This window comes from Paenibacillus sp. NPDC056579, assembly GCF_042793215.1.
In the GTDB taxonomy this organism is placed as follows: Bacteria; Bacillota; Bacilli; order Paenibacillales; family NBRC-103111; genus Paenibacillus_S.
On the sequence record NZ_JBHTVD010000003.1, the window covers coordinates 101,004 to 123,329 of the forward strand.

Sequence of the window (22,326 nt, forward strand, 5' to 3'; positions counted from 1 at the left end):
CCTATTCTTTCTCTTGGACTTCGTCCTTGAAATCGCACTGCGTGCATTGGTGGAACAGACCGTTCTTGTTCCGCTTCTCGATCAGCATCGCTCCGCATTTCGGACAAGGATGGTCCACCGGCTTATCCCAAGATACGAATTCGCATTCCGGGTAGCGGTCGCAGCCGTAAAACACGCGACCTTTCTTGCTTCGGCGCTCGATGATCTTCCCTTCCTTACAGCTCGGACAGGTCACCCCGATATCTTTGACGATCGGCTTCGTATTGCGGCAATCCGGGAAGCCCGAGCAAGCAAGGAACTTGCCGAACCGGCCCATTTTATACACAAGATGGCGTCCGCATTTTTCACAGATTTCATCGGACACTTCATCTTGAATTTCGATCTTCTCCATCTCTTCCTCAGCTACTTCGAGACGCTTCTCCAGCGATTCATAGAAAGAGCTCAGCACTTTCACCCAATCTTCTTTGCCTTCCTCCACATGGTCGAGCTCTTCTTCCATATGAGCGGTAAACTCTACATCCAGAATCTCGGGGAAAAATTCTATCATCTGCTGGATTACCAGCTCGCCAAGCTCGGTAGGGACGAATTTCTTTTCCTCGATGGCGACGTAACCGCGGCGTTGAATCGTTTCAAGCGTCGGCGCATACGTACTTGGACGGCCGATGCCCATTTCCTCCAAAGCCCGGACGAGCCTTGCTTCCGTATAGCGCGGAGGCGGCTGCGTGAAATGCTGCTTCGGATCGATCTGCTTCTTCTTAACTTTATCACCTTGTTTAAGCGGCGGGAGCAGCTTATCTTCTTCGGTGGTACCGTCGTCGTTGCCTTCGACGTATACCTTCATAAAGCCCGGGAATTTCATCTTCGAGCCGACTGCACGAAATACGGTATCGCCCGCGGCAATATCTACGGTCATCGTATCGAGCACAGCGGATGCCATCTGGCTTGAAACGAACCGTTCCCAAATGAGCTTATACAGTCTCAGCTGATCGCGGCTCAAATATTCCTTCAGTTGATCCGGCTCGCGCAGAACCGAGCTCGGCCGAATCGCTTCGTGCGCATCCTGGGCGTTTGCCGCTTTTTTCACGTAAACCCGCGGCGTTTCCGGATAAAAATCCGGGCCGTATTTTTGCACGATGTACTCGCGAGCTTCCTCTTGAGCAACCGGGGAGATCCTCGTGGAGTCGGTACGCATATAAGTGATTAAGCCTACCGTTCCCTCACTCCCCAAGTCAATGCCCTCATAAAGCTGCTGTGCGACGGACATGGTTTTGGAAGCGCGGAAGTTCAGCTTCCTCGCCGCCTCCTGCTGCAAAGAGCTTGTAATGAAAGGCGGGGACGGATTGCGCTGCCGCTCCTTCTCTTTCACTTCGGAAACTACGAAATCGGCTTTCTCGATGCCTGCCAAGATTTCGTTGACTTCCTGCTCATTCTTCAGTTCCTTCTTGTCCCCGTTCAAGCTGTGAAATTTGGCTTCGAACTCGGACGAGCCCGCTAACAGCTTCGCTGTAACGGACCAATACTCCTCGGGAACGAACATTTTGATTTCGTTCTCCCGGTCATAGATCAGCTTGACGGCTACTGATTGCACCCGTCCTGCGGACAAGCCCTTCTTCACCTTTTTCCACAGCAGCGGACTGATCTTATATCCGACAAGCCGGTCCAAAATTCGGCGGGCCTGCTGCGCATTGACCAAATCGATATTGATTTTGCGCGGTGTTTTAAAAGCGTCCTTAACCGCCTGCTTCGTAATCTCGTTAAAGACGACACGGCAAGCTTCCGTCTCGTTAAGCTCGAGATAATGAGCCAGATGCCAGGCAATCGCTTCCCCTTCGCGATCCGGGTCAGCCGCCAGATAAACTTTTTTTACTTTCTTGCGCGCATCCTTCAGCTCTTTAAGCACGGAGCCTTTTCCGCGGATCGTAATATATTTCGGCTCGAAATTTTTCTTTATCTCCACGCCGATTTGGCTTTTCGGAAGATCACGGATATGACCCATGGATGCCTTGACAATAAATTTGCTGCCTAAATATTTACCGATGGTTTTTGCTTTTGCGGGTGACTCCACAATGACTAGCGAATCTGCCATAGGCGTCCTTCCCCCTTCGTTTAAAAAGTATTTATATTTGTACGGGTTAACTTAATGTGTATACAGAACCTGGCAATTGTACCACTCGTTTAGTCATTAGTAAATTTAACAGAACTGAATGCAAATGTCCAAAGGTAAATTGACTTTTGGCCATCAGCTCATCGACGGTCTGCGGCTGATCGCCTAGCAGGTCTACGATCATTTGTTCGTCCGGTGACAGCGGTGGCAGCTTCACCGTCTCTGTCTTAATGTGTGTCAAACGGTCCAATGATATCCAATGAGGGTACTCTTCTAGTATGTCTTCCGCACACGTGACCAGCTTGGCGCCCTGCTTGATCAATGACAACGCGCCCTGGCTTTTGATCGAATGGATGGGGCCCGGAACGGCATATACATCCCGCGATTCCTCCAGAGCCTGATCCGCCGTAATAAGGGATCCGCTTTTTAAAGCGGCTTCAATGACAACGATTCCTGCACTGAGTCCTGCGATTATGCGGTTTCTTTGAGGAAATAAGCCTGGATGGGATTTCGTATGCAGCGGATATTCGCTCAAGATCAGCCCTTGGCTGGAAATTTGCTGATACAGTGATTTATTTTCCGGCGGGTATACTTGATCGATGCTGCAGCCTAACACGGCTATCGTGCTCCCAGCCTCGCACAAGGCTCCTATATGGGCAGCGCTGTCAATTCCTCTCGCCAAACCACTGACGATGCAAGCATGAGCCGCTGAAAGCGACTTCGACAGCTGTTCGGCGACATTACGTCCATAAGCCGTTGGTGTTCGCGTTCCGACAACCCCAATGCAAAGCCGGCTCATCAGCTCCGGCCGTCCCCGATAGTACATGACCCATGGAGGCTCGGCGGTTTGCTTCAATAAAGAAGGGTATCGTTCGTCGAAGACGGTGACGATGCCGATTTCTTTATCCCGGTACGTCTCCAGCAGCTTGTCGATTCCGTCGGAGCTCATTTTCTTCACGGCTGCATGAAGCAGTTCGGTTCGGGATAACGGCAGCCCCAGATTCAACCAATCCTGCAGTTGGAACGAGGTGATATCCGCCAGCGTTCGTACCCGGTCCACGATCCTGCGAATCGTCTTCCAACCGATTCCTTCTATATGATGTAACGCGATTAAAATGGTTCTATCGTCCATCTAGTATATATCACTCCTTCATTGAGAACAACTTTTGTGCTTTTGACCCCTGAAAAAAAGAAAAGCCTTCCACTCCCGGACGGGAATAGAAGGCTGCTTGCCTGTAGGAACTTATTATTATTTTTTAGTGATGCACTTTTCCAAAAGTCCTTTTTCTTCCAAAACGCTAACGAGCGTGGAGCCCATTTCGGAAGGTGTTGGAGCTACTTTAATACCGCAGCGTTCCATAGTAGCCACTTTCTCTGCTGCAGTACCTTTGCCGCCGGAAATGATAGCGCCTGCGTGGCCCATACGTTTTCCTGGAGGCGCCGTTTGGCCGCCGATGAAGCCTACTACCGGCTTCGTCATGTTGGCTGCGATCCATTCAGCTGCTTCTTCTTCCGCTGTACCGCCGATTTCACCGATCATGATAACGGCATAAGTATCCGGATCATCATTGAACAATTTTAGGATATCGATGAACTCGGAGCCTTTAACAGGGTCGCCGCCGATACCTACTGCGGACGATTGTCCGATGTTGCGGGTAGTCAGCTGGTGAACCGCTTCGTAAGTCAATGTTCCGCTTCGGGAAACAACGCCTACATGGCCTGGAGTATGAATGTAGCCCGGCATGATGCCGATTTTGCACTCGCCTGGAGTAATAACGCCAGGGCAGTTAGGTCCGATCAAGCGGGTTTTCTTGCCTTCCATGTAACGGGCAACATTAACCATGTCCAATACAGGAATACCTTCAGTGATACAAATAGCAAGCTCCATCTCAGCGTCTACCGCTTCCATGATCGCATCGGCTGCGAATGCAGGCGGAACGTAGATTACGGATACTGTTGCACCTGTAGCCGCTTTGGCTTCAACAACGGTGTTGTATACCGGAAGAGATACGGTTTCGCCGTTTTCCAAAGTGATATCGACGTTAGTGCCGCCTTTACCTGGAGTTACGCCGCCAACCATTTGCGTACCGTAGTCAAGACCACCTTTCGTGTGGAACATACCTACGGAACCTGTAATACCTTGTGTGATAACTTTTGTATTTTTATTAACCAAAATACTCATTTGTATAGTTCACATCCCTTGAATTATTTGAAGAAGATGATACGTTACTAGCAAGCGCGCAGCTTACTTAACAAGAGCAACGATTTTTTGCGCGCCGTCAGCCATGGAATCCGCAGCTACGATGTTCAAGCCGGACTCGTTCAACATTTTCTTGCCGAGCTCAACGTTCGTGCCTTCAAGACGAACAACCAACGGACGAGTCAAGCCGAGTTCTTTTGCCGCAGCAATGACGCCTTCAGCAATAACGTCGCACTTCATGATGCCGCCGAAAATGTTAACGAAAATACCTTTAACCGCATCATCGGAAAGGATGATTTTGAAAGCTTCGGTAACTTTCTCTTTTGTAGCGCCGCCCCCTACATCAAGGAAGTTGGCAGGGTCGCCGCCGTAATATTTGATAATATCCATAGTGGCCATAGCAAGGCCTGCGCCGTTAACCATGCAACCGATGTTGCCGTCAAGCGCTATGTAGCTCAGGTCGAATTTGGACGCTTGGATTTCCTTCTCGTCTTCTTCATCAAGGTCGCGAAGCGCTTGGATGTCTTTGTGACGGTACAATGCGTTGGAGTCGAAGTTCAATTTCGCATCCAAAGCCATAACGTCGCCGCCGCCTGTTACAACCAACGGGTTGATTTCGGCAATCGAGCAATCTTTGTCAACGAATGCAGTATAGAGAGCCATCATGAATTTAACGGCTTTGTTTACCAATTCAGTCGGGATGTTGATAGCGTAAGCCAGTTTGCGAGCTTGGAATGCTTGCAGGCCTACAGCAGGGTCTACCACTTCTTTGAAAATTTTCTCAGGCGTATGAGCTGCAACTTCCTCGATTTCCGTACCGCCTTCTTCGGAAGCCATCATAACGACACGGCCGGTCGCGCGGTCAACGACTACGCCGACATAGTATTCTTTCTTAATATCGCAGCCTTGCTCGATAAGCAGGCGCTTTACTTCTTTACCTTCAGGACCCGTTTGATGAGTAACAAGAACTTTGCCCAAAATTTGCTCGGCATAAGTGCGGACTTCGTCCAGGTTTTTAGCTACTTTAACGCCGCCTGCTTTACCGCGTCCGCCTGCATGGATTTGCGCCTTAACAACAACTACGGAAGTTCCGAGCTGTTTTGCAGCTTCTACCGCTTCATCCACCGTAAAAGCTACTTTTCCTTCAGGAACGGCAACACCATACTGTTTCAGCACTTCTTTGCCTTGGTACTCATGAATATTCATTTAGCAAAATCCTCCTATCAGTGATAGCTTTCTATATGGACCAGAGCTAAACAGCGGACTGAACCGCTGAGCCCCGCATCAAACGAAGAAAAGTTCGATATGATGCATTGTAATTCCTGCTTGGCTTTGCAAAACTCAACAAAACCTTCATTATTGTACCACTTTTTTTCGACAGTTTCCTTAGTTTTTACGTCAAACCCTACATTTTTCAATCAAACTTTTTTATGCCTCTGAAAAATTTCCCGTATTATATCATTCCCAAGGAAATAGAAAGCAAACAAAAAACGCACCTTTTCCTCTCAGAAAAAATGCGTTCAGGTTAAAGCATTCATGCACTACATATAGGTTGGATTCGTTGGCGTCATCGAGCGAGGCTCCCGTTCGGCCTGCTTGACAAACCGCATTTCATTTCCCGTAAAGTTGCAAACGAGACATTGAATCATCGGCTCCGAGTCTTGAATTTGCTGCGCATCGTTTACCTCCGTAATAGAACCGGAAATGGCATCCTTCAGAAAGCGCTGCGAATAGCTCGAGATGATACTGAACTTGATTCGATTGGAGCGGCAATTGGGACAGAAGTAAGGTTTTTCCTGCATCGTTTTCACCCCCTTACTTTTATAACCATTTCTTGAATGGTTTATCCGCTTTGGCAATGGAACCATTGCGAAATTTTGCCGCAGGCTGTACAATATCCCTAACAAAAAGTCGGACAATAAGGAAGCACCTTTTGCCGAAGGACGAATGATCCTGAGGGGAAGGTGTATTTTTGTTATGTACGGAAAAGTTATGAGCGCTTGCTTGCATGGAGTAGATGGGAAGCTCGTCGAGGTGGAGGTGGATCTGAGCAACGGCTTGCCGCACATGAGCATTGTCGGATTGCCCGACAGCGCGATTAAAGAATCGATGGAACGGGTGCGCGCTGCGATTAAAAACTGCGGCTTCCAATTTCCGCTGCAGCGCATAACGGTGAACTTGGCTCCCGCCGATATTCGTAAAGAGGGCGCTGCGTTTGACTTGGCAATTGCAGTAGGAATCCTGCAAACGAGCGGGCAGCTGCAGCTCGAACGGTCCGAAGGGACGATTATCCTAGGAGAACTGGCTTTGGACGGGTCCGTTCGTCCGGTTCCCGGGGTGCTCTCCATGCTGGCAACCGCCAGGGAGAACGGCATCCTCCGTGCGATCGTGCCCAGTCCCAACGCACGGGAAGCTTCGCTTGTAACGGGAATGGAGCTTGGTTCGATCGACCATATAGCCGACTTGAAGGCAGGGACCGATTCGCTGTTTAGGTGCAGCAGGTCGTTGTCGGCTTCGGCGGCTGGCTCCGATACCATGTACGCCCCAAGGCAAGGCGATAATTTCAGCGATGTGTACGGTCAGCTGCACGCCAAGCGGGCTTTAATGATCTGTGCCGCAGGGATGCACAATATCCTGCTGCTCGGCCCGCCGGGAACCGGCAAGACGATGCTCGCCAAGCGGCTTCCGTCCATACTTCCGGATATGTCGGAGCAGGAAGCACTTGATGTCACCAAAATTTACAGTGCTTCCGGTAAATTTGCCGACCGCAGCAGCCTCATCCAGGAACGGCCGTTTCGCATGCCGCACCATACGATCTCGGCCGCAGGCTTAGTTGGCGGCGGTACGATCCCGAAGCCGGGAGAAATCAGCCTCGCCCATCGGGGCGTGCTGTTTCTCGACGAGCTGCCCGAGTTTTCCCGCGCTGTGCTGGAGGTGCTGCGCCAGCCGCTGGAGGATCGCCATGTCACGATAGGCCGGGCTAGAGCCGTATATCGTTTTCCAGCCCATTTCATCCTCGCTTCATCGATGAACCCTTGTCCTTGCGGATATTATGGCTCGGAGTCGGCATCACATCCTTGCACCTGCAGCCCGCTCAAAATCGAGCACTACCGCGCCAAAATATCGGGACCGCTGCTCGACCGGATCGATCTGCAGATTGAAGTGCCCCGAATTGATTATGGGCAAATCATCGAATCGCTCCCCCAGCTTTCTTCCGAAGCCATGAAGGAGCAGGTTGATAAAGCCCGGCAGATTCAGCTTGACCGGTACCGCGATACCGGCATCATGTTCAATGGCGAGCTGTACGGCAAGCTGCTAAGAACGCATTGCAACCTTATGCCGGAAGCGGAAGCCATGCTCAGAAAATCGTTTGAAGTACTCGGCTTAAGCGTCCGCGCCTACGACCGGATATTGAAAATTGCGCGAACGATCGCCGATTTGGAGGGCTCGCAGCAGCTGAATGCCTCCCATCTAGCGGAGGCGCTGCAATATCGCTGTCTGGACAAGAAGACGCCTGTCTAAAGCAAAAAAACGCACCTGAGGAAGCTGTTCTTCCTTCAGAATGCGTTCATAATATGATCCAACGACTGTTGGTTTCCTTCTTTATCGGTAATTACCGATACGACGTCGAAGCGCATTTGATGCTGCAGCTGGTGGGTATGGGCGTATACTTGCGCAGTCTCCATCACCTGCAGCTGCTTTCTGTAATCTACGGACTCCTGAGGAGAGCCGAATTGGCCGCTTCCGCCGGTTCTCGTCCTTACTTCGACAAACACCAGCAGCGGTCCATCCCACGCAATTAAATCGATTTCGCCCGTACGGCAGCGCCAATTTCTTTGGATCACCCTATACCCCTGCTGCCGCAAATACTCGAAGGCATATTGCTCCCCTAGCGCCCCGAGCTGCTTGCGGCTTATCCCTTTAACGGTCATGTAGGCCCCTCCCGAATTCCTTTGCCCGTTGATCCGATCGGTAAATAAAGCTTAATATTTCGGCAACGAGCTGGTACAGCTCCTGAGGAATTTCCTGATCGAGGTCCAGCTTGGACAGCACCTCAACCAAAGAAGAATCCTCCTGAACCGGAACGCCGTTTTCCTTTGCTTTTTTCAAAATTTCTTCTGCAATATGCCCTTTGCCTTTCGCTACGAGTACAGGTGCCTTGGCCTCATCCGGCAAATACTTAAGGGCAACCGCCTTTTTGATGGGATTCGGAACCGGTTCGCTTCCTTTGTCCGCTTGCTTGAAATACTCATTGCTCATACGCGAACATCCATTCCCTTATATGGTTTATTGCCATAAATTGCTTGCAAAGCCCCCGGTATTCCCGTGTCCTGTGCACTCGCCGCTTCCGCGGCTCCCTGCAATTTTTCCGGATAAGGGCTGTACTTTAAGGAAATAAACTGGTAGCCGATACCGGCTATGCCTTGGGCGATTTCATCGCGGTACGATTCCAGCAGCTCCTGCAGAAACGGCTGATCGTTGTGCACATGCAAGCTTACGATACGATCCACGACCTTAACATCGACCATGGTATCCCCCAACGCTGACATCCGCAAATCAAAGACGAGCCTGCAATTGCGGGCATCGATCTCCCCGCGCTTTCCTTTGCGGGACTGGATGTGGATGGCGGCGGTCTGCTCCCCGTTGCCGTTCAGCAATGGCACAAACATCGTAATATGCGAAAACATGGACGTTTTATCCGAATTCAGCATTAGCTGCTGACCGGTAATTTGCTGGATGGCCTGTTGGACCGATTCCTTCATGGCCGGAGGAATGTCATTTGCTTGAGCGAGCTGCATGAGCACGCTTTTCAACGAGTCTGCCGGCTTCAGCTGCTCGTTGGATGATGCTTGCAGCAGCAATGCATCTTTGGACATTCCATCTAGACGGATCGGGCCGTCCGGAGTATCCAGATCAGGCAATTTGAAAAGCTGATGCTCATGCTCCATCCCGATAGCTTTCATGAGCTTCGGAATCCAATGCTCGGCGGTACCGGCACCGCGCTGGGCGGAGCTCTCCGCACCGCTGCTTCTTGAATGGCCTGCCGCTTCGTCCTGGCTGACGGCGGTTTCGGCTGCCGCCGGACGAACGCCAGCAGCAGTCTCGGCAGCCTTTCCTTTGGCGGCTGCGCCGGAAATAGCCGGGGCTGCTTGAGCTTCACCCGGAAGCTGCTCACCCGCCGTCGCTGCAGCTGCCGCTGCTTGTCCGGCCATCCCTGCGGACGATGCTGCAGGCACCGGAGCAGCTGAAGCCGCAGCCGGTGCCGGTGCGGAAGGCGCCGACGCAGCCGAAGCGTGCTGAGGCGCTTCTTGCCCGGCAGCAGGCTTGGCCGACGCAGAGGCCGGCCGTTCCTGTCCCGGCACATCGCCGTCCTGGACAGCTGCACCGCCTTGAAGCTGCGCCGCCCGAGGATGCCCGGCTGCGCTGGCTTGATCGTCAGCTCCGTTAAGCGCCTCCCCTACAGCAGTTCCTGCGCCACTCTGCACGCCTGAAGCAGCCGCCGCTATCCTTCCGGCAGACGCCGTTTCAGGCGCTGCACTGTTTCCATTGGACGATACGGCGGTTCCGTCCGTTACCAGAGGCGCTGTAACGCTTCCTGAGGGCGCTAACAATGCGGATGCAGGGCGGCCTGCACCTTGCGCCGTTCCGCCTGTCATTTCGCCTGTGGCGAGCCCAGAGAGAGGTGCTGCGATCGGAGCGGAAGCTTCTTTCAGCGATGCGACGACTTGCTTCAACGTATCGATCATCGAACGTGTAGATGACGATAGAGCAGGCTCCTGATCCGCCAGCTTGGTTAATTGGGCCTCAAGCTGCTGCAGCGTCTCATGAAATGCCGGACCGGATACGGCCATTCTTACGGCATTTACCGTTTCCGGCGTAAGGGGAATTCCTTTCTGGAAAGCCAGGACCGCCGAAGGCATCCACTGCTCCTGCGCCGTCCCTGGAGGCATTTGTGCCATTAGCTTCACGAAGGCTTGGACATTCTCTTTGGATAGCGGGATGCCCGCCTGATGCATCGCCTGAATCAGCTGCCGATTGGATGTCGTGTCCGGCAAGCCTAAGTTTTTCATTAAATCCGTCAAAGAGCCGTCGGCAATTTTGACGCCCGACGCGTCCAGCGGCTTTAGCACGATTTGCCCTGAAGCCGTCTCCGGCTGCACCTGCAGCATCGTGACTTCACCTTGCTTAAGCGGCGTTTCGAGCTTCGCCCGGACCTGCACGCCGCCGATATTGAGGATTGCTTCCTGCTCGGACAGCTGCTGCACGACCATGCCTTTGACGACTTCGCCGGTCTTCAGCTCCAGCGTCTTCGGTTCGGACGGCTTGGCGTCGCCGAGGAAGCCTTTGATAATTCCACTTATATTCACGGGCCGTCCCCTTCCAATCGCTATCAATCAATATGTAAACTTACCTTATATATCGGTAAAAAGGGATGATAATTTCATATGGAAACGAAACGAATAGGCCTTTAGAACAGCTCCAGCTGCTCCTGCTGCACCAAAATATTTTTCAGAAACGATTGTCTGTGCATCGGGGTAGCTCCGTATTCGAGGATCATCTCGCGGTGCTGCTTGGTTGCGTAGCCTTTATGCGCGGCGATGCCGTATTCGGGAAACTCCACATCCCAATGCAGACACATTCGGTCTCGGGTTACTTTGGCAATGATCGAGGCGGCGGCGATCGACTGGCTCAACGCATCTCCATGGATGAGCGCCATTTGCGGAAGCTCCACGTCCACTTTCTCCGCGTCCACCAGCAAATAATCCGCCTGAGGCTTCAGCTGCTGCACCGCCTGCTTCATCGCAAGCCGCGCCGCCTGTTTAATATTGATCGTATCGATCGTTTTCACATCGACGATGCCGACGCCAATTGCTATTGCTTCCTTATGTATAAGCTCATACAATTCTTCTCTTTTTTTGTGGCTCAGCTTTTTGGAGTCGTTCACTTCTTCCAATACAAGCCCTCGGGGCAAAATAACGGCGGCTGCGACGACATCGCCGAACAAGCAGCCTCTCCCCACTTCATCGACCCCGGCAATAAACTCGACTCCTTGATCCCAGAGGGATTGCTCATGATCCAATAGCATGATGACGTATTCCCTTCTCTCATGTAATTCATAAAGTTCATTATACTAGAAAGCCCGCTAGCCGGATACTGCCGGGCTCTCAATCGCTTTGCCGGGCTTACACTATCCTATATGGTAAAAAAAAGAAAAAGCCACCCTAATCGAGTGACTTCAACTTATAACGGATCTTGCTGGATATCCTCCGGCGTTTCCAGGCTGACTCTCCCCATTTTCCCCGCTCTTAGCTCGCGCAAAATCGTCAGGGACGTTTTCTCGAGATCTACCCGTCCACCACTCATCAGAGCGCCTCTTTTACGCCCTACCGCCTCCATGACTTCAATAACGGCATCGTTATTGTCCGGGTCGTCCGGCAGCTTCTCAATACCGAATCGCTCCTGCAATGATGCCCCGTAATGGGTGATCATGTAGCGCATCGTGTGGAACGCAATATCCTCGGGATATAAAATTTCCTCTTTGATGGCGCCTGTTGCGGCAAGCCGCATTCCGACCTGCTGATCTTCGAATTTCGGCCACAATATCCCGGGAGTATCGAGCAGCTCCATCTCGGTTCCCACTTTAATCCACTGCTGGCCTTTGGTTACGCCGGGCTTGTCTCCGGTTGCCGCGATTTTGCGTCCGGCCAAACGGTTGATCAAAGTCGATTTGCCGACGTTGGGAATGCCGACGATCAGCGCCCGGATGGCTCTAGGATTCTTAATGCCCTTGCGCTTCTGTGCTTCGAACTTGGCAGCCATCAGCTGCTTGCACCGCGCCATAATTTCCTTCATTTGATTCCCGTTCGCTGCGTCAACCGGCAGCGCATCCAGCCCATGATCCGCAAAATAAGCGACCCACTTAGCCGTTACGGCAGGATCCGCCAAATCGTTTTTGTTCAGCAGTACAAGGCGAGGCTTGTTTTGCAATATTTCATCAATCATCGGATTTCTGCTGGATAGCGGAATGCGAGCATCCAGCAGCTCGATTACGACATCAATCAGCTTCAGCTTATCCTCGATTTGACGGCGCGCTCGCGTCATGTGACCTGGAAACCATTGAATCGTCATACGGTCACCTCAACTTCTTTTCAACAACGTAATTTACTAGAAATGAACCAGGCTGATCTTATCGAACGGCCAAAAAATCAAATCGGCGCGGCCGACGATCTGCTCGTACTTGACAGGACCGATATCCCTGCTATCCTGGCTGTTGGAACGATTGTCACCCATAACAAACACCATTCCATCCGGAACCGTTTGCTCGTTATTCATGTTTCTCGAATTATAAGGTATCCCGTTTTTGGCCGCCTCATCCAGAGCTTCCTTCAAATACGGCTCGTCCAGCACCTTATTGTTTACGTACACTTTATCGCCTTCCACTCTAATCTTCTCACCGGGAAGCGCGATAACCCGTTTTATGTAATCTTTGTCTTTCGTGGCGTGAAATACGACGACCTCACCCCGTTCAGGCTTTCGGAACGAGTAGATGATCTTGTTGACGATCAACCGCTCCTTGGTATAGAAATTTGGCTCCATGGACGGTCCGTCGACAATAAACGGAGCAAAAATCAACCAGCGTATAAAAAAGACGAGTATCGCGGCGATGAGCAGCGCTTTTACCCATTCCCATGCTTCGTTTTTGAGCGCATTCGGTTTGTCAGCGGTATGTTCCTGCTCCATAAAGACCTGCCCTTTCCATTACGAAATTTCGGATTCGAGAAATCTTTGCAAAAAAAACGAAAAGGAGCTTGCTAAACAAGCCCCCGTTTGTTTTCGTCTTAACGAATTTCTTGAATTCTTGCCGCTTTACCGCGAAGACCACGCAAGTAGTATAGCTTCGCGCGACGAACTTTACCACGGCGAGCCACCTCAAGCTTGTCAATCTTCGGCGAATGTACTGGGAACGTTCTTTCAACGCCAACACCGTAAGAAATTTTTCTTACTGTGAAAGTTTCGCTGATTCCGCCGCCGCGGCGTTTGATTACAACACCCTCGAACAGCTGGATACGCTCACGGGAACCCTCGATAACTTTTACGTGAACTTTCACCGTATCACCCGGACGAAAGCTTGGCAAATCAGAACGAAGTTGTTCCTTAGTAATTTCCTGAATTAAACTCATGTATGACTCCCTCCTTCCACACAGGTGTTCATTCCGCCTCCGAAGTCGAATCTCATGTTGTATGCGTAGAGGACCACCGTAATCGGGCAAAATGCCACAACGTTGTATATAATACCATAACCGCGAGACAAACACAAATGGTTTTTCAACCTATTCTTATTATTTTCATAAGAAGCCGTCTCTTCAATCCTTGGCTGCCGAATCAGTGCCCTCCCGGGCATCCTGCAGCTCCTTCAACCACTTCTGCTCTTCTTTGCTTAAAGGGTAAGTTTCCAGCAAATCGGGACGTTTGCGCCAAGTCCGCTCAATCGCCATGCGTTTACGCCATTTCTCAATGTTCGCATGATGCCCCGACAGCAAAATGTCAGGCACTTCCCAACCGCGGAACTGCACGGGTCGCGTATAGTGCGGATACTCCAGCAAGCCCGTGCTGAAGGAGTCCGTCACGGCAGAGGATTCGTTGCCCAATACGCCGGGCAAAAGTCTCGCTACGCTGTCGATGATCACCATGGCAGGCAGCTCACCGCCTGTCAGAACGTAATCTCCTATTGAAAGCTCGTCCGTGATCAGATGCTCGCGTATCCGCTCGTCGTAGCCCTCATAATGGCCGCAAATGAAGATCAGATGCTCTTCCTGCGCCAGCTCCTCAGCCTTCCTCTGTGTGAACGATTCACCTTGCGGGCACATCAGTATTACGCGAGGCTTAATGGATAGCGGCTCCGTCAACGATTCCACTGCTGCAAAAATCGGCTCGGGCTTCAACACCATGCCTCCGCCTCCGCCATAGGGATAGTCATCCACCGTGTTGTGCTTGTTATTGGAAAAATCGCGAAAGTTCACGGTATTGAGCTCCACGAGCCCCTTTTCTCGCGCCTTGCCTAAAATGCTGGAGTTGAATACCCCGTCGAACATAGCCGGAAACAACGTTAGTACGTCGATCTTCATACTAGTCCAGCAAGCCTTCCATTAAACTGACTTTCACCCGTTTTTCCTCTACGTCGACTTCGAGCACTACATCGTCTATGTATGGAATCAGCACCGGCTTGCCGGACTCCCGCTCTACGACCCATACGTCATTGGCTCCCGGAGACAAAATCTCGCTAATCGTCCCGAGCTCCTCGCCTTCGTCCGTAATGACTTTACAGCCGATAATTTCATGGTAATAAAACTCGTCGTCCTCAAGATCGCCCAAATACTGCTCTTCGACCTTCAACAGCCAGCCTTTGTACTTTTCCACATCGTTAATGTGATCGAAGCTTTGAAATTTCACGATGAACATTTTTTTATGCTCGCGTGCTGACTGCACCGTTACAGCTAATCTCGTTTCTTTTTGCGGATCAAAAAAAACAAGCTTACTGCCTTTGGCGAATCGTTCATCGGCAAAATCCGTATGCGGCACGATTTTCAATTCTCCGCGGATTCCATGTGTATTCACAATTTTACCAACGGTAAACAATTTTTCGCTCATTCTGCCCCTCCGGCAAAAGATAAGTAGATAAAGAGAAAGAGTTAGGATCTCTCCTAACTCTCATAGTGTCCACTAAGACACAATTTCAACCGAAACACGCTTGCTTTCTTTTACTGCAGCCGAAGTGACTACGGTACGGAGTGCTTTCGCAATGCGTCCTTGCTTGCCGATAACCTTCCCGACATCGTCAGGATGGACCGACAGCTCGAACGTAATACTGCGATCGTCTTCCACCGCATTCACTTTTACTTCATCGGGATGATCAACCAACGCCTTGGCGATAACGGTTATTAGATCCTTCATAGAACCCTCCGAAACGGCAAATTACTTTTGAAGTTTGGACTCATGAAACTTCGTCAAGATGCCGGCTTGGCTGAACAGACTGCGAACTGTATCGGAAGCTTGAGCACCGGTTTGAAGCCATTTCAGTGCTTTTTCCTCGTCGATGTTTACAATAGCCGGTTTTGCAACCGGGTTGTAAGTACCAATCTCTTCGATGAAACGACCGTCACGCGGGGAACGGGAATCCGATACTACCACGCGGTAAAAAGGAGCTTTGTGAGCACCCATACGTTTAAGACGAATACGTGTTGCCATTTTAATCATTCACCTCCTGCATAGAATTAATGCTATAGTTAGGTTCCGGCCGGTCACCCGAACGGGAACTTCATTCCTTTACCCATCTTGCCTTTCAAGCCCTTGAGCGCTTTGGGTCCTTTCGGTCCCATCATGCTCGAAAATTGCTTCATCATTTTACGCATGTCTTCAAACTGCTTGATAAACCGGTTCACGTCCTGAACCGAGTTGCCGCTGCCGGCTGCAAGCCGTTTGCGTCGGCTCGGACTAAGCAGATCGGGATTTTGCCGTTCTTCCTTCGTCATCGATTTGACAATGGCCGCGATACGCCCCATTTGCTTGTCGTCGACCTTCAGATCCTTCATGCCCTTCATCTTGTTCGCTCCGGGCAGCATATCGAGAATCTGATCCAGAGGACCCAGCTTCTTTACCTGCTCCATCTGATCGAGGAAATCGTCGAATGTGAATTCTGCGGTGCGCATCTTGCGCTCCATTTCCTTCGCTTTATCCGCATCGATTCCGGCCTGCGCCTTCTCGATGAGCGTAAGCATGTCCCCCATGCCCAAAATCCGCGAAGCCATCCGGTCCGGGTGGAACGGCTCGAGCGCGTCCAGCTTCTCTCCGATACCCGCGAACTTGATCGGGCAGCCGGTGACCGCTTTTACCGAAATCGCAGCACCGCCGCGAGTATCGCCGTCCAGCTTGGTCAACACGACGCCGGTCAGCTCAAGCTGCTTGTGGAAGCTTTCCGCCACATTCACCGCATCCTGCCCCGTCATCGCATCGACGACGAGCAAGGTTTCGTCCGGCTTGATCGCTTCGACGATTTGCTTCAACTCGTCCATCAGCGTTTCGTCCACGTGCAAGCGTCCGGCCGTATCGACAATCAAATAGTCGTTATTGTTATCCTTGGCATGCTGCAGCGCCTGCTTCGCGATCTCGACCGGGCTTACCTTGTCGCCCATCGTGAACACGGGCACCTTCAGCTGCTCGCCCAATACTTGCAGCTGCTTGATCGCAGCCGGCCGGTAAATGTCTCCTGCCGCAAGCAGCGGGCGATGGTTTTGCTGTTGCAGCATCCTGGCGAGCTTGCCTGTTGCGGTCGTCTTACCCGCACCTTGCAAACCGACCATCAAAATGACCGTCGGCGGACGATTCGATCTTGCAAGCTTGCTTTGCGAACCGCCCATGAGCTCCGTCAGCTCTTTATTTACGATGTCGACAACGACCATCGCCGGCGTAAAGCTCTGGAGCACCTCTTGTCCAATCGCGCGCTCCTTCACCTTAGCGATGAATTCCTTCACGACTTTAAAGTTGACATCCGCCTCAAGAAGCGCGAGACGAACTTCACGCAGCGCCTCGTTAACATCGTCTTCCGTTAGCTTACCTTTTCCCCTCAGCTTGCTGAACACATTTTGCAGTCGGGTCGCTAATCCTTCGAATGCCATCGTACTTCACCTCTTGAGCGTTACTATAATCTTCCTGGTCAAACGTTGCGCACACAACGGCGGATGTCCTTCGTCAGCCGAACTTCTAATCCAGCTGACCCAAGCTGTCCACAAGCTGCTTAGCCTGCATCCGTTGATTGTCGGCCAGTCCGTCCAGCAAAGGCTCGAGCTGTTGAATCAGCTGCTGCCGTTCTTCGTGCTTGGTTAGCAGCTGCAGCTTCGTCTCGTACTCTTCGAGAACGGCTTCCGCTCTTTTTATATGTTCGTAAACGGCTTGGCGGCTGATTTGAAATTCCGCAGCGATTTCGCCAAGCGAGTAATCATCGTGAAAATAATGCTTGCAAAAGGTTTGCTGCTTCTCGGTCAAAAGCTTCTCGTAAAAATCAAACAGCAGGTTGATGCGATTCGTCTTCGTAAGAACATTCTCTTCCGTCACAGTGCCCCGCCTCCGTTAAGGTAAAACACTTTACAGGAACAACAGAACCTATCATACCCAAAACGGAGAATGATGTCAAGCATATTTCCTTGTCACCCCGAAAAAAGCCGCAAAAGCTAGGATTTAAGCGGCTCCTTGTCCTCGTCTTGTTCCCCTTCGGGAATCCATTTACTGAACAGCGCATGCACGAATTGATCCGAATCGAACGGCTGGAGATCGTCCATCTTCTCGCCGAGACCGACGAATTTCACCGGCAGCTTCAGCTCCTGGCGAATCGCTACGACAATGCCGCCTTTGGCGGTTCCATCGAGCTTGGTCAGCACGAGGCCGGTCAGTCCCGATTTCTCGTCAAACAGCTTGGCCTGGCTTAGCGCATTCTGACCGGTCGTCGCATCCAGCACCAGCAATACTTCATGTGGAGCATCCGGCACCTCGCGCCGGATAACGCGATAAATTTTGTTCAATTCCTCCATCAGATTGACTTTGTTCTGCAATCTACCGGCCGTATCGCATAACAGGACGTCCGCGCCACGGCTTTTCGCCGCATGAAGCGCGTCGTACATGACCGCTGCAGGATCGGAGCCTGCCTGCTGCTTGATTACGTCTACGCCTACCCGCTCGCCCCATACCTCGAGCTGCTCGATAGCTCCCGCACGGAACGTGTCCCCTGCCGCAAGCAGCACCTTTTTCCCTTGCGATTTCAAATGGTGAGCCAGCTTGCCGATCGTCGTTGTCTTGCCGACGCCGTTAACGCCGACGAACAATAGGACGGTCAGACCGGAATCGGCCATTTTGAGAGAAGCATCCTCTTCGCCCTTCAACAGCTTGATCAGCATTTCCGATAATATCGGCTGCAGCTCGCTCGGATCCTCGATTTTGCGATTGCGGACTTCCTTACGCAGATCCTCGACAAGCTTCATCACCGTATTGACGCCCACATCGGCGCCAATTAGAATTTCTTCCAGCTCTTCGTAAAAGTCCTCGTCGATTTTTTTGCGGCGGGTGAACAAATCCTCTACTCGCTCGACAAATACATCGCGTGTTTTCGTCAAGCCTTCCTTAAACTTATTCGTTACCGCCTCGGCCTTGGAGGAAATGCTTTCTTTCAATCGTTTAAAAAAACTCATCGGGTGCCTGGCCCCTTTCTCTATACTTTAATGATCCCTATCCACACAATGTATCGAAAAACGGGTCAGCTCGCGATAATCGCTTCGTCCTCTTCCAGCTTGACGGACACTAACTTGGACACGCCGCCCTCTTCCATCGTTACGCCGTACAGCACGTCGGCCTCTTCCATTGTCCCTTTGCGGTGCGTGACCACGATAAACTGCGTTTGCGTCGAAAACTCGCGCAAATATTCGGCAAAACGGGCTACGTTGGCCTCATCCAGCGCCGCTTCGACTTCGTCCAGGACGCAGAACGGCACCGGCTTCACTCGGATGATGGAGAACAGCAGCGCGATCGCCGTCAGCGCCCGCTCCCCGCCGGAGAGCAGCTGCAGATTTTGCAGCTTCTTGCCTGGCGGCTGCGCCACGATCTCAATGCCTGTGTCGAGCAGGTTGTCCGGCTCTGACAAAATCAGATCGGCGCGTCCGCCGCCGAACAGCTTGGCGAAGACGACGACGAAGTGCGAGCGTATCGCATCGAAGGTGGTGCGGAAGCGTTTAGCCATCTCCTCGTCCATCTCGCGAATAACCTGATACAGCGTCGTCTTCGCTTCCACGAGATCGTTCTTCTGCTCGCTCAGGAACTGGTACCGTTCGTTGACGCGAGTGAACTCGTCGATGGCGCCAAGGTTCACCTCGCCAAGCAAGGCAATCTCGCGCTTCAGCTCGCGGACGAGATTTTGCGTACCGAGCACGTCTTCCGGAACGGGGTACCGTTCCTTAGCCAATTCAAAGCTGAGCTCATAATCGTCAGCCAGCTTTTTCAAAATATTCTCAAGCTCAACGTCGAGACGATTGACCCGGACTTCGGTCTGATGGAGATGCTCCTCGACTTGTCGCAGCTGATTGCGCTCTTCTCTCGTCTTGTTCTCCTCATGCTCTAGCTTCGCCTGCCATTGGGCGCGTTCGGCGCGCTTCAGATCCAGCTGCTCGGTACACTGCTGCTTCTTCAGCTTCAAGGTGTTCAGCAGCTCGATCTGCATCACCGATTCGCGCTCGTGGTTCGACATATCCAGCTCCAGCTGCTCCACGAGGCTCCGGTTCAAATCCAGCTCCTTATGTAAGGAGGATAGCTCCGTCTGCACGCGCCGCTCCTGATCCAGCAGCGACTGCTTTTCTTGTGACTGGGATGCGACCTTGATCTTCAGATCGGTCAGCTGAGTCTGCAGCTCCTCCTTGGCCAGCTCGCCGGCTTTGCGCGCGAGCTCCGCCTCACGAATCGCCTGCTGCACTATTCGTTCCTCTTCCTGAAGCCGTTCCACCGACTGCAGCGCCGTCTCCCTGCGCTTCTCCAAGTCGCGCCGCTCGGCATCGAGCGCGTCTCCGTCCTCGCTGTACAGAGCAAGCTGCTCGGCGACCTGCTTCGCCTCATGCTCCAGCGGCTGCAAGCCGGCGCGAATTTGCTGCTCCTCGATTCTCAAGCCCTCGCCGGACTGGCGCAGCTCTTCCAATGCAAGAGTCTCGGCGGCAATCTCCTTGCGCATCTGCTCCGCCTTGTTCCGAAGCTGCTTCAGCTGCCCTTCGGACACGGCTATTTCTTTATCCATCTCCTCGATCTGTCTTTGCCGGCTCAGCAGACTCGTCGACTTCTTCTGCTGGCTTCCGCCCGTCATCGAACCGCCCGGATTCACGACGTCGCCTTCCAGCGTTACGACCCGGTAACGGTATTGCACGCGTGCAGCTATACGGTTCGCAATTTCCAGCTGGCTCGCAATAATGACGTTGCCGAGAAGGCTGCCGACGATTTGACGATATGTCTCGTCGAATTGAACCAGATCGGCACCGATGCCGATAAAGCCTTCCATGCCCTCGATAGCACGCTTTTCCGACTCGGGAATCGAGCGGCCGCGAATAACGTCAAGCGGCAGGAAGGTAGCGCGCCCCAGCTGACGGCGTTTTAGGAAGGCAATCGCCTCGCGGCCATTCCCCTCGCTGTCGACGACAACGTGCTGCAGTGCGCCGCCCAGTGCCGTCTCCATGGCAACCTCAACGTTAGCCGGCACCTTCACAATCTCAGCAACCGCTCCGCGGATTCCCCGTAATTCGCTCCGGTCCTTTGCTTTCAGCACTTCCTTGACACCGTGCATAAAGCCGTCATAATCGTTCGCCATCTCCCGCATCGTATCGCGGCGGGAAATAAGCGAATCGAGCTTTTGCTCCCACTTGCGCACGGTCGATTGCGACTCCTCGGACAGCAGCTGCTTCGATTTCAAGCCCTGGCTGAGCTCCAGATAGCGGTTGCGCTCCTCGGTAATTTTACCGATGACTCCGGTTAGACGCTCCTCCAGAACGCGCTTGCGCTCCGTCAAGCCCTCCTGCTGCTCCTTCCACTTGCGGTGCTCATCGCCGAGACGCTCCAATCGCTTGGACAGTCCTTCCAGCTGCTGCTCGGTATAGCGCACTTCATTCCGTGCGTTGGCCATTTGATTCAGCGTCTCCAACAGCTCGCCTTTCAAGCGGTCCTCTTCCCCGCTGCTGATCCCGCCAGCTACGCCGAGCAGACGGTCCTCCTCCGCTTTCAGCTTCGCTTGAAACTGAATCAGCTCCGTTGAAATCGCGGCAAGCTTGTCCTTGAACACCGCGAGCTCCGCTTCCTTCTCCGTAACGCGCTGCTCCTGCACAACGACAGCTTGCTTCAACTGCGCCTGGTTGGAGGCGTAATTTTTTTTACGCTCCTTCAGAACCTCGCCTTGCCCTTCGCATTTCTCGAAGTCTTCGCTTAGCTGCAGCAGCTGCTGCTGCTGCGTCTCGATTTCCTCTTCCAAGCGCCGGGTCTCCCAGCGGTGACGCTCAAGATGAGCGTCATGCTGCCCCACGACTGCCTGCAATGCCAGCTGATCCTTCCGCAGCTTTTCCAGCTTGGCGTTTGTTTCCGTCCAAGAACCGTAAATTTGCTCTATTTGATACACATACATCGCGATTTCGCTGCTCTTCAGCTGCTCGCGCAGCTCTTTATAACGGATCGCCTTTTCCGACTGCTGGCGCAGCGGTTCGATTTGATCCTCCAGCTCTACAACCAGATCATGAATCCGCAGCAAATTTTGCTCGGTTTCCTGCAGTTTTTTCTCGGTTTCCCGTTTACGCGATTTATATTTGACAATCCCCGAGGCTTCTTCAAAGATGCCCCGGCGGTCCTCTGACTTCGTACTTAATATTTCCTCGATCCGTCCTTGTCCGATAATCGAGTACGCTTCTTTACCGATTCCGGTATCCATGAACAGCTCTGTAATATCTTTCAGCCGGCAAGGCTGCTTGTTGATCAAATATTCGCTGTCCCCGCTGCGGTGAACGCGCCGGGTGACCGTCACTTCGTTGTAATCAAGCGAAAGCGACTGAGACGTATTATCCAGAGTGAGCGATACTTCGCCATAATTGACCGCTTTGCGCGCGTCGCTGCCGGCGAAAATGATGTCTTCCATCTTGCCGCCGCGAAGGCTGCGAGCGCTCTGCTCCCCTAACACCCAACGAATGCCGTCGGAAATGTTGCTTTTGCCGCTTCCGTTCGGGCCTACCACCGCTGTTATTCCTTGGACGAATTCCAGCTCCGTCCGATCGGCAAACGATTTGAAACCGGACAGCTCAATACGCTTTAAAAACATCGTCTCACCTCAACGCTATTGTACCACACATTCCCTTTTCATAGAATAAATCCCGCCAGGGAGAGGGTTTCTTAAATATTGGTTATCCGGACAACAGCGTGACAAAAGAAAAAGCAACGGCGACAACCCGTAAGCTGCCCCGCTGCA

General features: G+C 52.3%; 20 protein-coding genes and 1 pseudogene. 1 reads left to right on the plus strand and 20 read right to left on the minus strand.

The window, feature by feature from the left end; genetic code table 11:
- Window position 1: 1 nt before the first annotated feature.
- The 5 genes from topA to ACFQ88_RS12995 all read right to left on the minus strand — a co-directional run bounded on the left by topA (window position 2) and on the right by ACFQ88_RS12995 (window position 6,106).
- The gene (topA, locus tag ACFQ88_RS12975) at window positions 2-2,086 is read right to left on the minus strand and encodes a type I DNA topoisomerase (protein WP_379454419.1); all 2,085 of its coding nucleotides are present in this window, start codon (window positions 2,084-2,086) and stop codon (window positions 2-4) included.
- Window positions 2,087-2,132: 46 nt separating this feature from the next.
- A complete protein-coding gene (gene dprA, locus ACFQ88_RS12980) occupies window positions 2,133-3,236 on the minus strand; it encodes a DNA-processing protein DprA (RefSeq protein WP_379454420.1) in 1,104 nt (367 codons plus the stop codon).
- Between the two features lie 117 nt (window positions 3,237-3,353).
- The gene (sucD, locus tag ACFQ88_RS12985) at window positions 3,354-4,286 is read right to left on the minus strand and encodes a succinate--CoA ligase subunit alpha (protein ID WP_379454421.1); all 933 of its coding nucleotides are present in this window, start codon (window positions 4,284-4,286) and stop codon (window positions 3,354-3,356) included.
- A 63-nt stretch (window positions 4,287-4,349) separates the two neighbouring features.
- Entirely contained in the window at window positions 4,350-5,510 is a 1,161-nt protein-coding gene (gene sucC / locus ACFQ88_RS12990) for an ADP-forming succinate--CoA ligase subunit beta (RefSeq protein WP_239626459.1), read from the minus strand.
- A 335-nt stretch (window positions 5,511-5,845) separates the two neighbouring features.
- Window positions 5,846-6,106 (minus strand): hypothetical protein, encoded by a 261-nt coding sequence (locus ACFQ88_RS12995; RefSeq protein ID WP_239626461.1) that lies wholly within the window; start codon window positions 6,104-6,106, stop codon window positions 5,846-5,848.
- A gap of 175 nt (window positions 6,107-6,281) precedes the next feature.
- On the opposite strand from ACFQ88_RS12995, the gene ACFQ88_RS13000 reads away from it, so the two are divergent.
- The gene (locus ACFQ88_RS13000) at window positions 6,282-7,826 is read left to right on the plus strand and encodes a YifB family Mg chelatase-like AAA ATPase (protein ID WP_379454422.1); all 1,545 of its coding nucleotides are present in this window, start codon (window positions 6,282-6,284) and stop codon (window positions 7,824-7,826) included.
- 35 nt (window positions 7,827-7,861) lie between these two features.
- Here ACFQ88_RS13000 and ACFQ88_RS13005 read toward each other — a convergent pair whose 3' ends face one another.
- The 15 genes and pseudogenes from ACFQ88_RS13005 to smc all read right to left on the minus strand — a co-directional run bounded on the left by ACFQ88_RS13005 (window position 7,862) and on the right by smc (window position 22,179).
- A complete protein-coding gene (locus ACFQ88_RS13005; protein ID WP_239626465.1) occupies window positions 7,862-8,236 on the minus strand; it encodes a YraN family protein in 375 nt (124 codons plus the stop codon).
- On the minus strand, window positions 8,226-8,564 hold the full coding sequence (locus ACFQ88_RS13010) for an EscU/YscU/HrcU family type III secretion system export apparatus switch protein (protein WP_239626467.1): 339 nt from the start codon (window positions 8,562-8,564) through the stop codon (window positions 8,226-8,228). The genes ACFQ88_RS13005 and ACFQ88_RS13010 overlap by 11 nt, the downstream gene beginning before the upstream one ends.
- Window positions 8,561-10,672 (minus strand): hypothetical protein, encoded by a 2,112-nt coding sequence (locus tag ACFQ88_RS13015; RefSeq protein ID WP_379454423.1) that lies wholly within the window; start codon window positions 10,670-10,672, stop codon window positions 8,561-8,563. The genes ACFQ88_RS13010 and ACFQ88_RS13015 overlap by 4 nt, the downstream gene beginning before the upstream one ends.
- A gap of 101 nt (window positions 10,673-10,773) precedes the next feature.
- Window positions 10,774-11,412: pseudogene (locus ACFQ88_RS13020) on the minus strand (ribonuclease HII); the annotation flags it as partial.
- Window positions 11,413-11,546: 134 nt separating this feature from the next.
- Entirely contained in the window at window positions 11,547-12,434 is an 888-nt protein-coding gene (gene ylqF / locus ACFQ88_RS13025; protein ID WP_379454424.1) for a ribosome biogenesis GTPase YlqF, read from the minus strand.
- A gap of 36 nt (window positions 12,435-12,470) precedes the next feature.
- Complete coding sequence (lepB, locus tag ACFQ88_RS13030) at window positions 12,471-13,046, minus strand: signal peptidase I (RefSeq protein WP_239626477.1); 576 nt, start codon at window positions 13,044-13,046, stop codon at window positions 12,471-12,473.
- 98 nt (window positions 13,047-13,144) lie between these two features.
- On the minus strand, window positions 13,145-13,486 hold the full coding sequence (gene rplS, locus ACFQ88_RS13035) for a 50S ribosomal protein L19 (RefSeq protein ID WP_239626480.1): 342 nt from the start codon (window positions 13,484-13,486) through the stop codon (window positions 13,145-13,147).
- Window positions 13,487-13,669: 183 nt separating this feature from the next.
- On the minus strand, window positions 13,670-14,431 hold the full coding sequence (gene trmD / locus ACFQ88_RS13040) for a tRNA (guanosine(37)-N1)-methyltransferase TrmD (protein ID WP_239626483.1): 762 nt from the start codon (window positions 14,429-14,431) through the stop codon (window positions 13,670-13,672).
- Window position 14,432: 1 nt separating this feature from the next.
- On the minus strand, window positions 14,433-14,954 hold the full coding sequence (gene rimM / locus ACFQ88_RS13045; protein ID WP_379454425.1) for a ribosome maturation factor RimM: 522 nt from the start codon (window positions 14,952-14,954) through the stop codon (window positions 14,433-14,435).
- A gap of 72 nt (window positions 14,955-15,026) precedes the next feature.
- The gene (locus ACFQ88_RS13050) at window positions 15,027-15,257 is read right to left on the minus strand and encodes a KH domain-containing protein (RefSeq protein ID WP_239626488.1); all 231 of its coding nucleotides are present in this window, start codon (window positions 15,255-15,257) and stop codon (window positions 15,027-15,029) included.
- Between the two features lie 21 nt (window positions 15,258-15,278).
- Window positions 15,279-15,551, minus strand: a complete 273-nt coding sequence (rpsP, locus tag ACFQ88_RS13055) for a 30S ribosomal protein S16 (RefSeq protein WP_239626491.1) — start codon at window positions 15,549-15,551, stop codon at window positions 15,279-15,281.
- Between the two features lie 53 nt (window positions 15,552-15,604).
- Window positions 15,605-16,978, minus strand: a complete 1,374-nt coding sequence (ffh, locus tag ACFQ88_RS13060) for a signal recognition particle protein (RefSeq protein ID WP_239626493.1) — start codon at window positions 16,976-16,978, stop codon at window positions 15,605-15,607.
- 85 nt (window positions 16,979-17,063) lie between these two features.
- Entirely contained in the window at window positions 17,064-17,414 is a 351-nt protein-coding gene (locus tag ACFQ88_RS13065; protein ID WP_379454426.1) for a putative DNA-binding protein, read from the minus strand.
- 116 nt (window positions 17,415-17,530) lie between these two features.
- Window positions 17,531-18,541 (minus strand): signal recognition particle-docking protein FtsY, encoded by a 1,011-nt coding sequence (gene ftsY / locus ACFQ88_RS13070; RefSeq protein WP_379454427.1) that lies wholly within the window; start codon window positions 18,539-18,541, stop codon window positions 17,531-17,533.
- A 65-nt stretch (window positions 18,542-18,606) separates the two neighbouring features.
- Window positions 18,607-22,179 (minus strand): chromosome segregation protein SMC, encoded by a 3,573-nt coding sequence (gene smc / locus ACFQ88_RS13075; protein ID WP_239626501.1) that lies wholly within the window; start codon window positions 22,177-22,179, stop codon window positions 18,607-18,609.
- Between the last annotated feature and the right edge of the window lie 147 nt (window positions 22,180-22,326).

Coding starts and splice junctions, on each gene's coding strand:
- topA (WP_379454419.1), bottom strand. CDS start 2,086: ATGGCAGATTCGCTAGTCATTGTGGAGTCACCCGCAAAAGCAAAAACC.
- dprA (WP_379454420.1), bottom strand. CDS start 3,236: ATGGACGATAGAACCATTTTAATCGCGTTACATCATATAGAAGGAATC.
- sucD (WP_379454421.1), bottom strand. CDS start 4,286: ATGAGTATTTTGGTTAATAAAAATACAAAAGTTATCACACAAGGTATT.
- sucC (WP_239626459.1), bottom strand. CDS start 5,510: ATGAATATTCATGAGTACCAAGGCAAAGAAGTGCTGAAACAGTATGGT.
- ACFQ88_RS12995 (WP_239626461.1), bottom strand. CDS start 6,106: ATGCAGGAAAAACCTTACTTCTGTCCCAATTGCCGCTCCAATCGAATC.
- ACFQ88_RS13000 (WP_379454422.1), top strand. CDS start 6,282: ATGTACGGAAAAGTTATGAGCGCTTGCTTGCATGGAGTAGATGGGAAG.
- ACFQ88_RS13005 (WP_239626465.1), bottom strand. CDS start 8,236: ATGACCGTTAAAGGGATAAGCCGCAAGCAGCTCGGGGCGCTAGGGGAG.
- ACFQ88_RS13010 (WP_239626467.1), bottom strand. CDS start 8,564: ATGAGCAATGAGTATTTCAAGCAAGCGGACAAAGGAAGCGAACCGGTT.
- ylqF (WP_379454424.1), bottom strand. CDS start 12,434: ATGACGATTCAATGGTTTCCAGGTCACATGACGCGAGCGCGCCGTCAA.
- lepB (WP_239626477.1), bottom strand. CDS start 13,046: ATGGAGCAGGAACATACCGCTGACAAACCGAATGCGCTCAAAAACGAA.
- rplS (WP_239626480.1), bottom strand. CDS start 13,486: ATGAGTTTAATTCAGGAAATTACTAAGGAACAACTTCGTTCTGATTTG.
- trmD (WP_239626483.1), bottom strand. CDS start 14,431: ATGAAGATCGACGTACTAACGTTGTTTCCGGCTATGTTCGACGGGGTA.
- rimM (WP_379454425.1), bottom strand. CDS start 14,954: ATGAGCGAAAAATTGTTTACCGTTGGTAAAATTGTGAATACACATGGA.
- ACFQ88_RS13050 (WP_239626488.1), bottom strand. CDS start 15,257: ATGAAGGATCTAATAACCGTTATCGCCAAGGCGTTGGTTGATCATCCC.
- rpsP (WP_239626491.1), bottom strand. CDS start 15,551: ATGGCAACACGTATTCGTCTTAAACGTATGGGTGCTCACAAAGCTCCT.
- ffh (WP_239626493.1), bottom strand. CDS start 16,978: ATGGCATTCGAAGGATTAGCGACCCGACTGCAAAATGTGTTCAGCAAG.
- ftsY (WP_379454427.1), bottom strand. CDS start 18,541: ATGAGTTTTTTTAAACGATTGAAAGAAAGCATTTCCTCCAAGGCCGAG.
- smc (WP_239626501.1), bottom strand. CDS start 22,179: ATGTTTTTAAAGCGTATTGAGCTGTCCGGTTTCAAATCGTTTGCCGAT.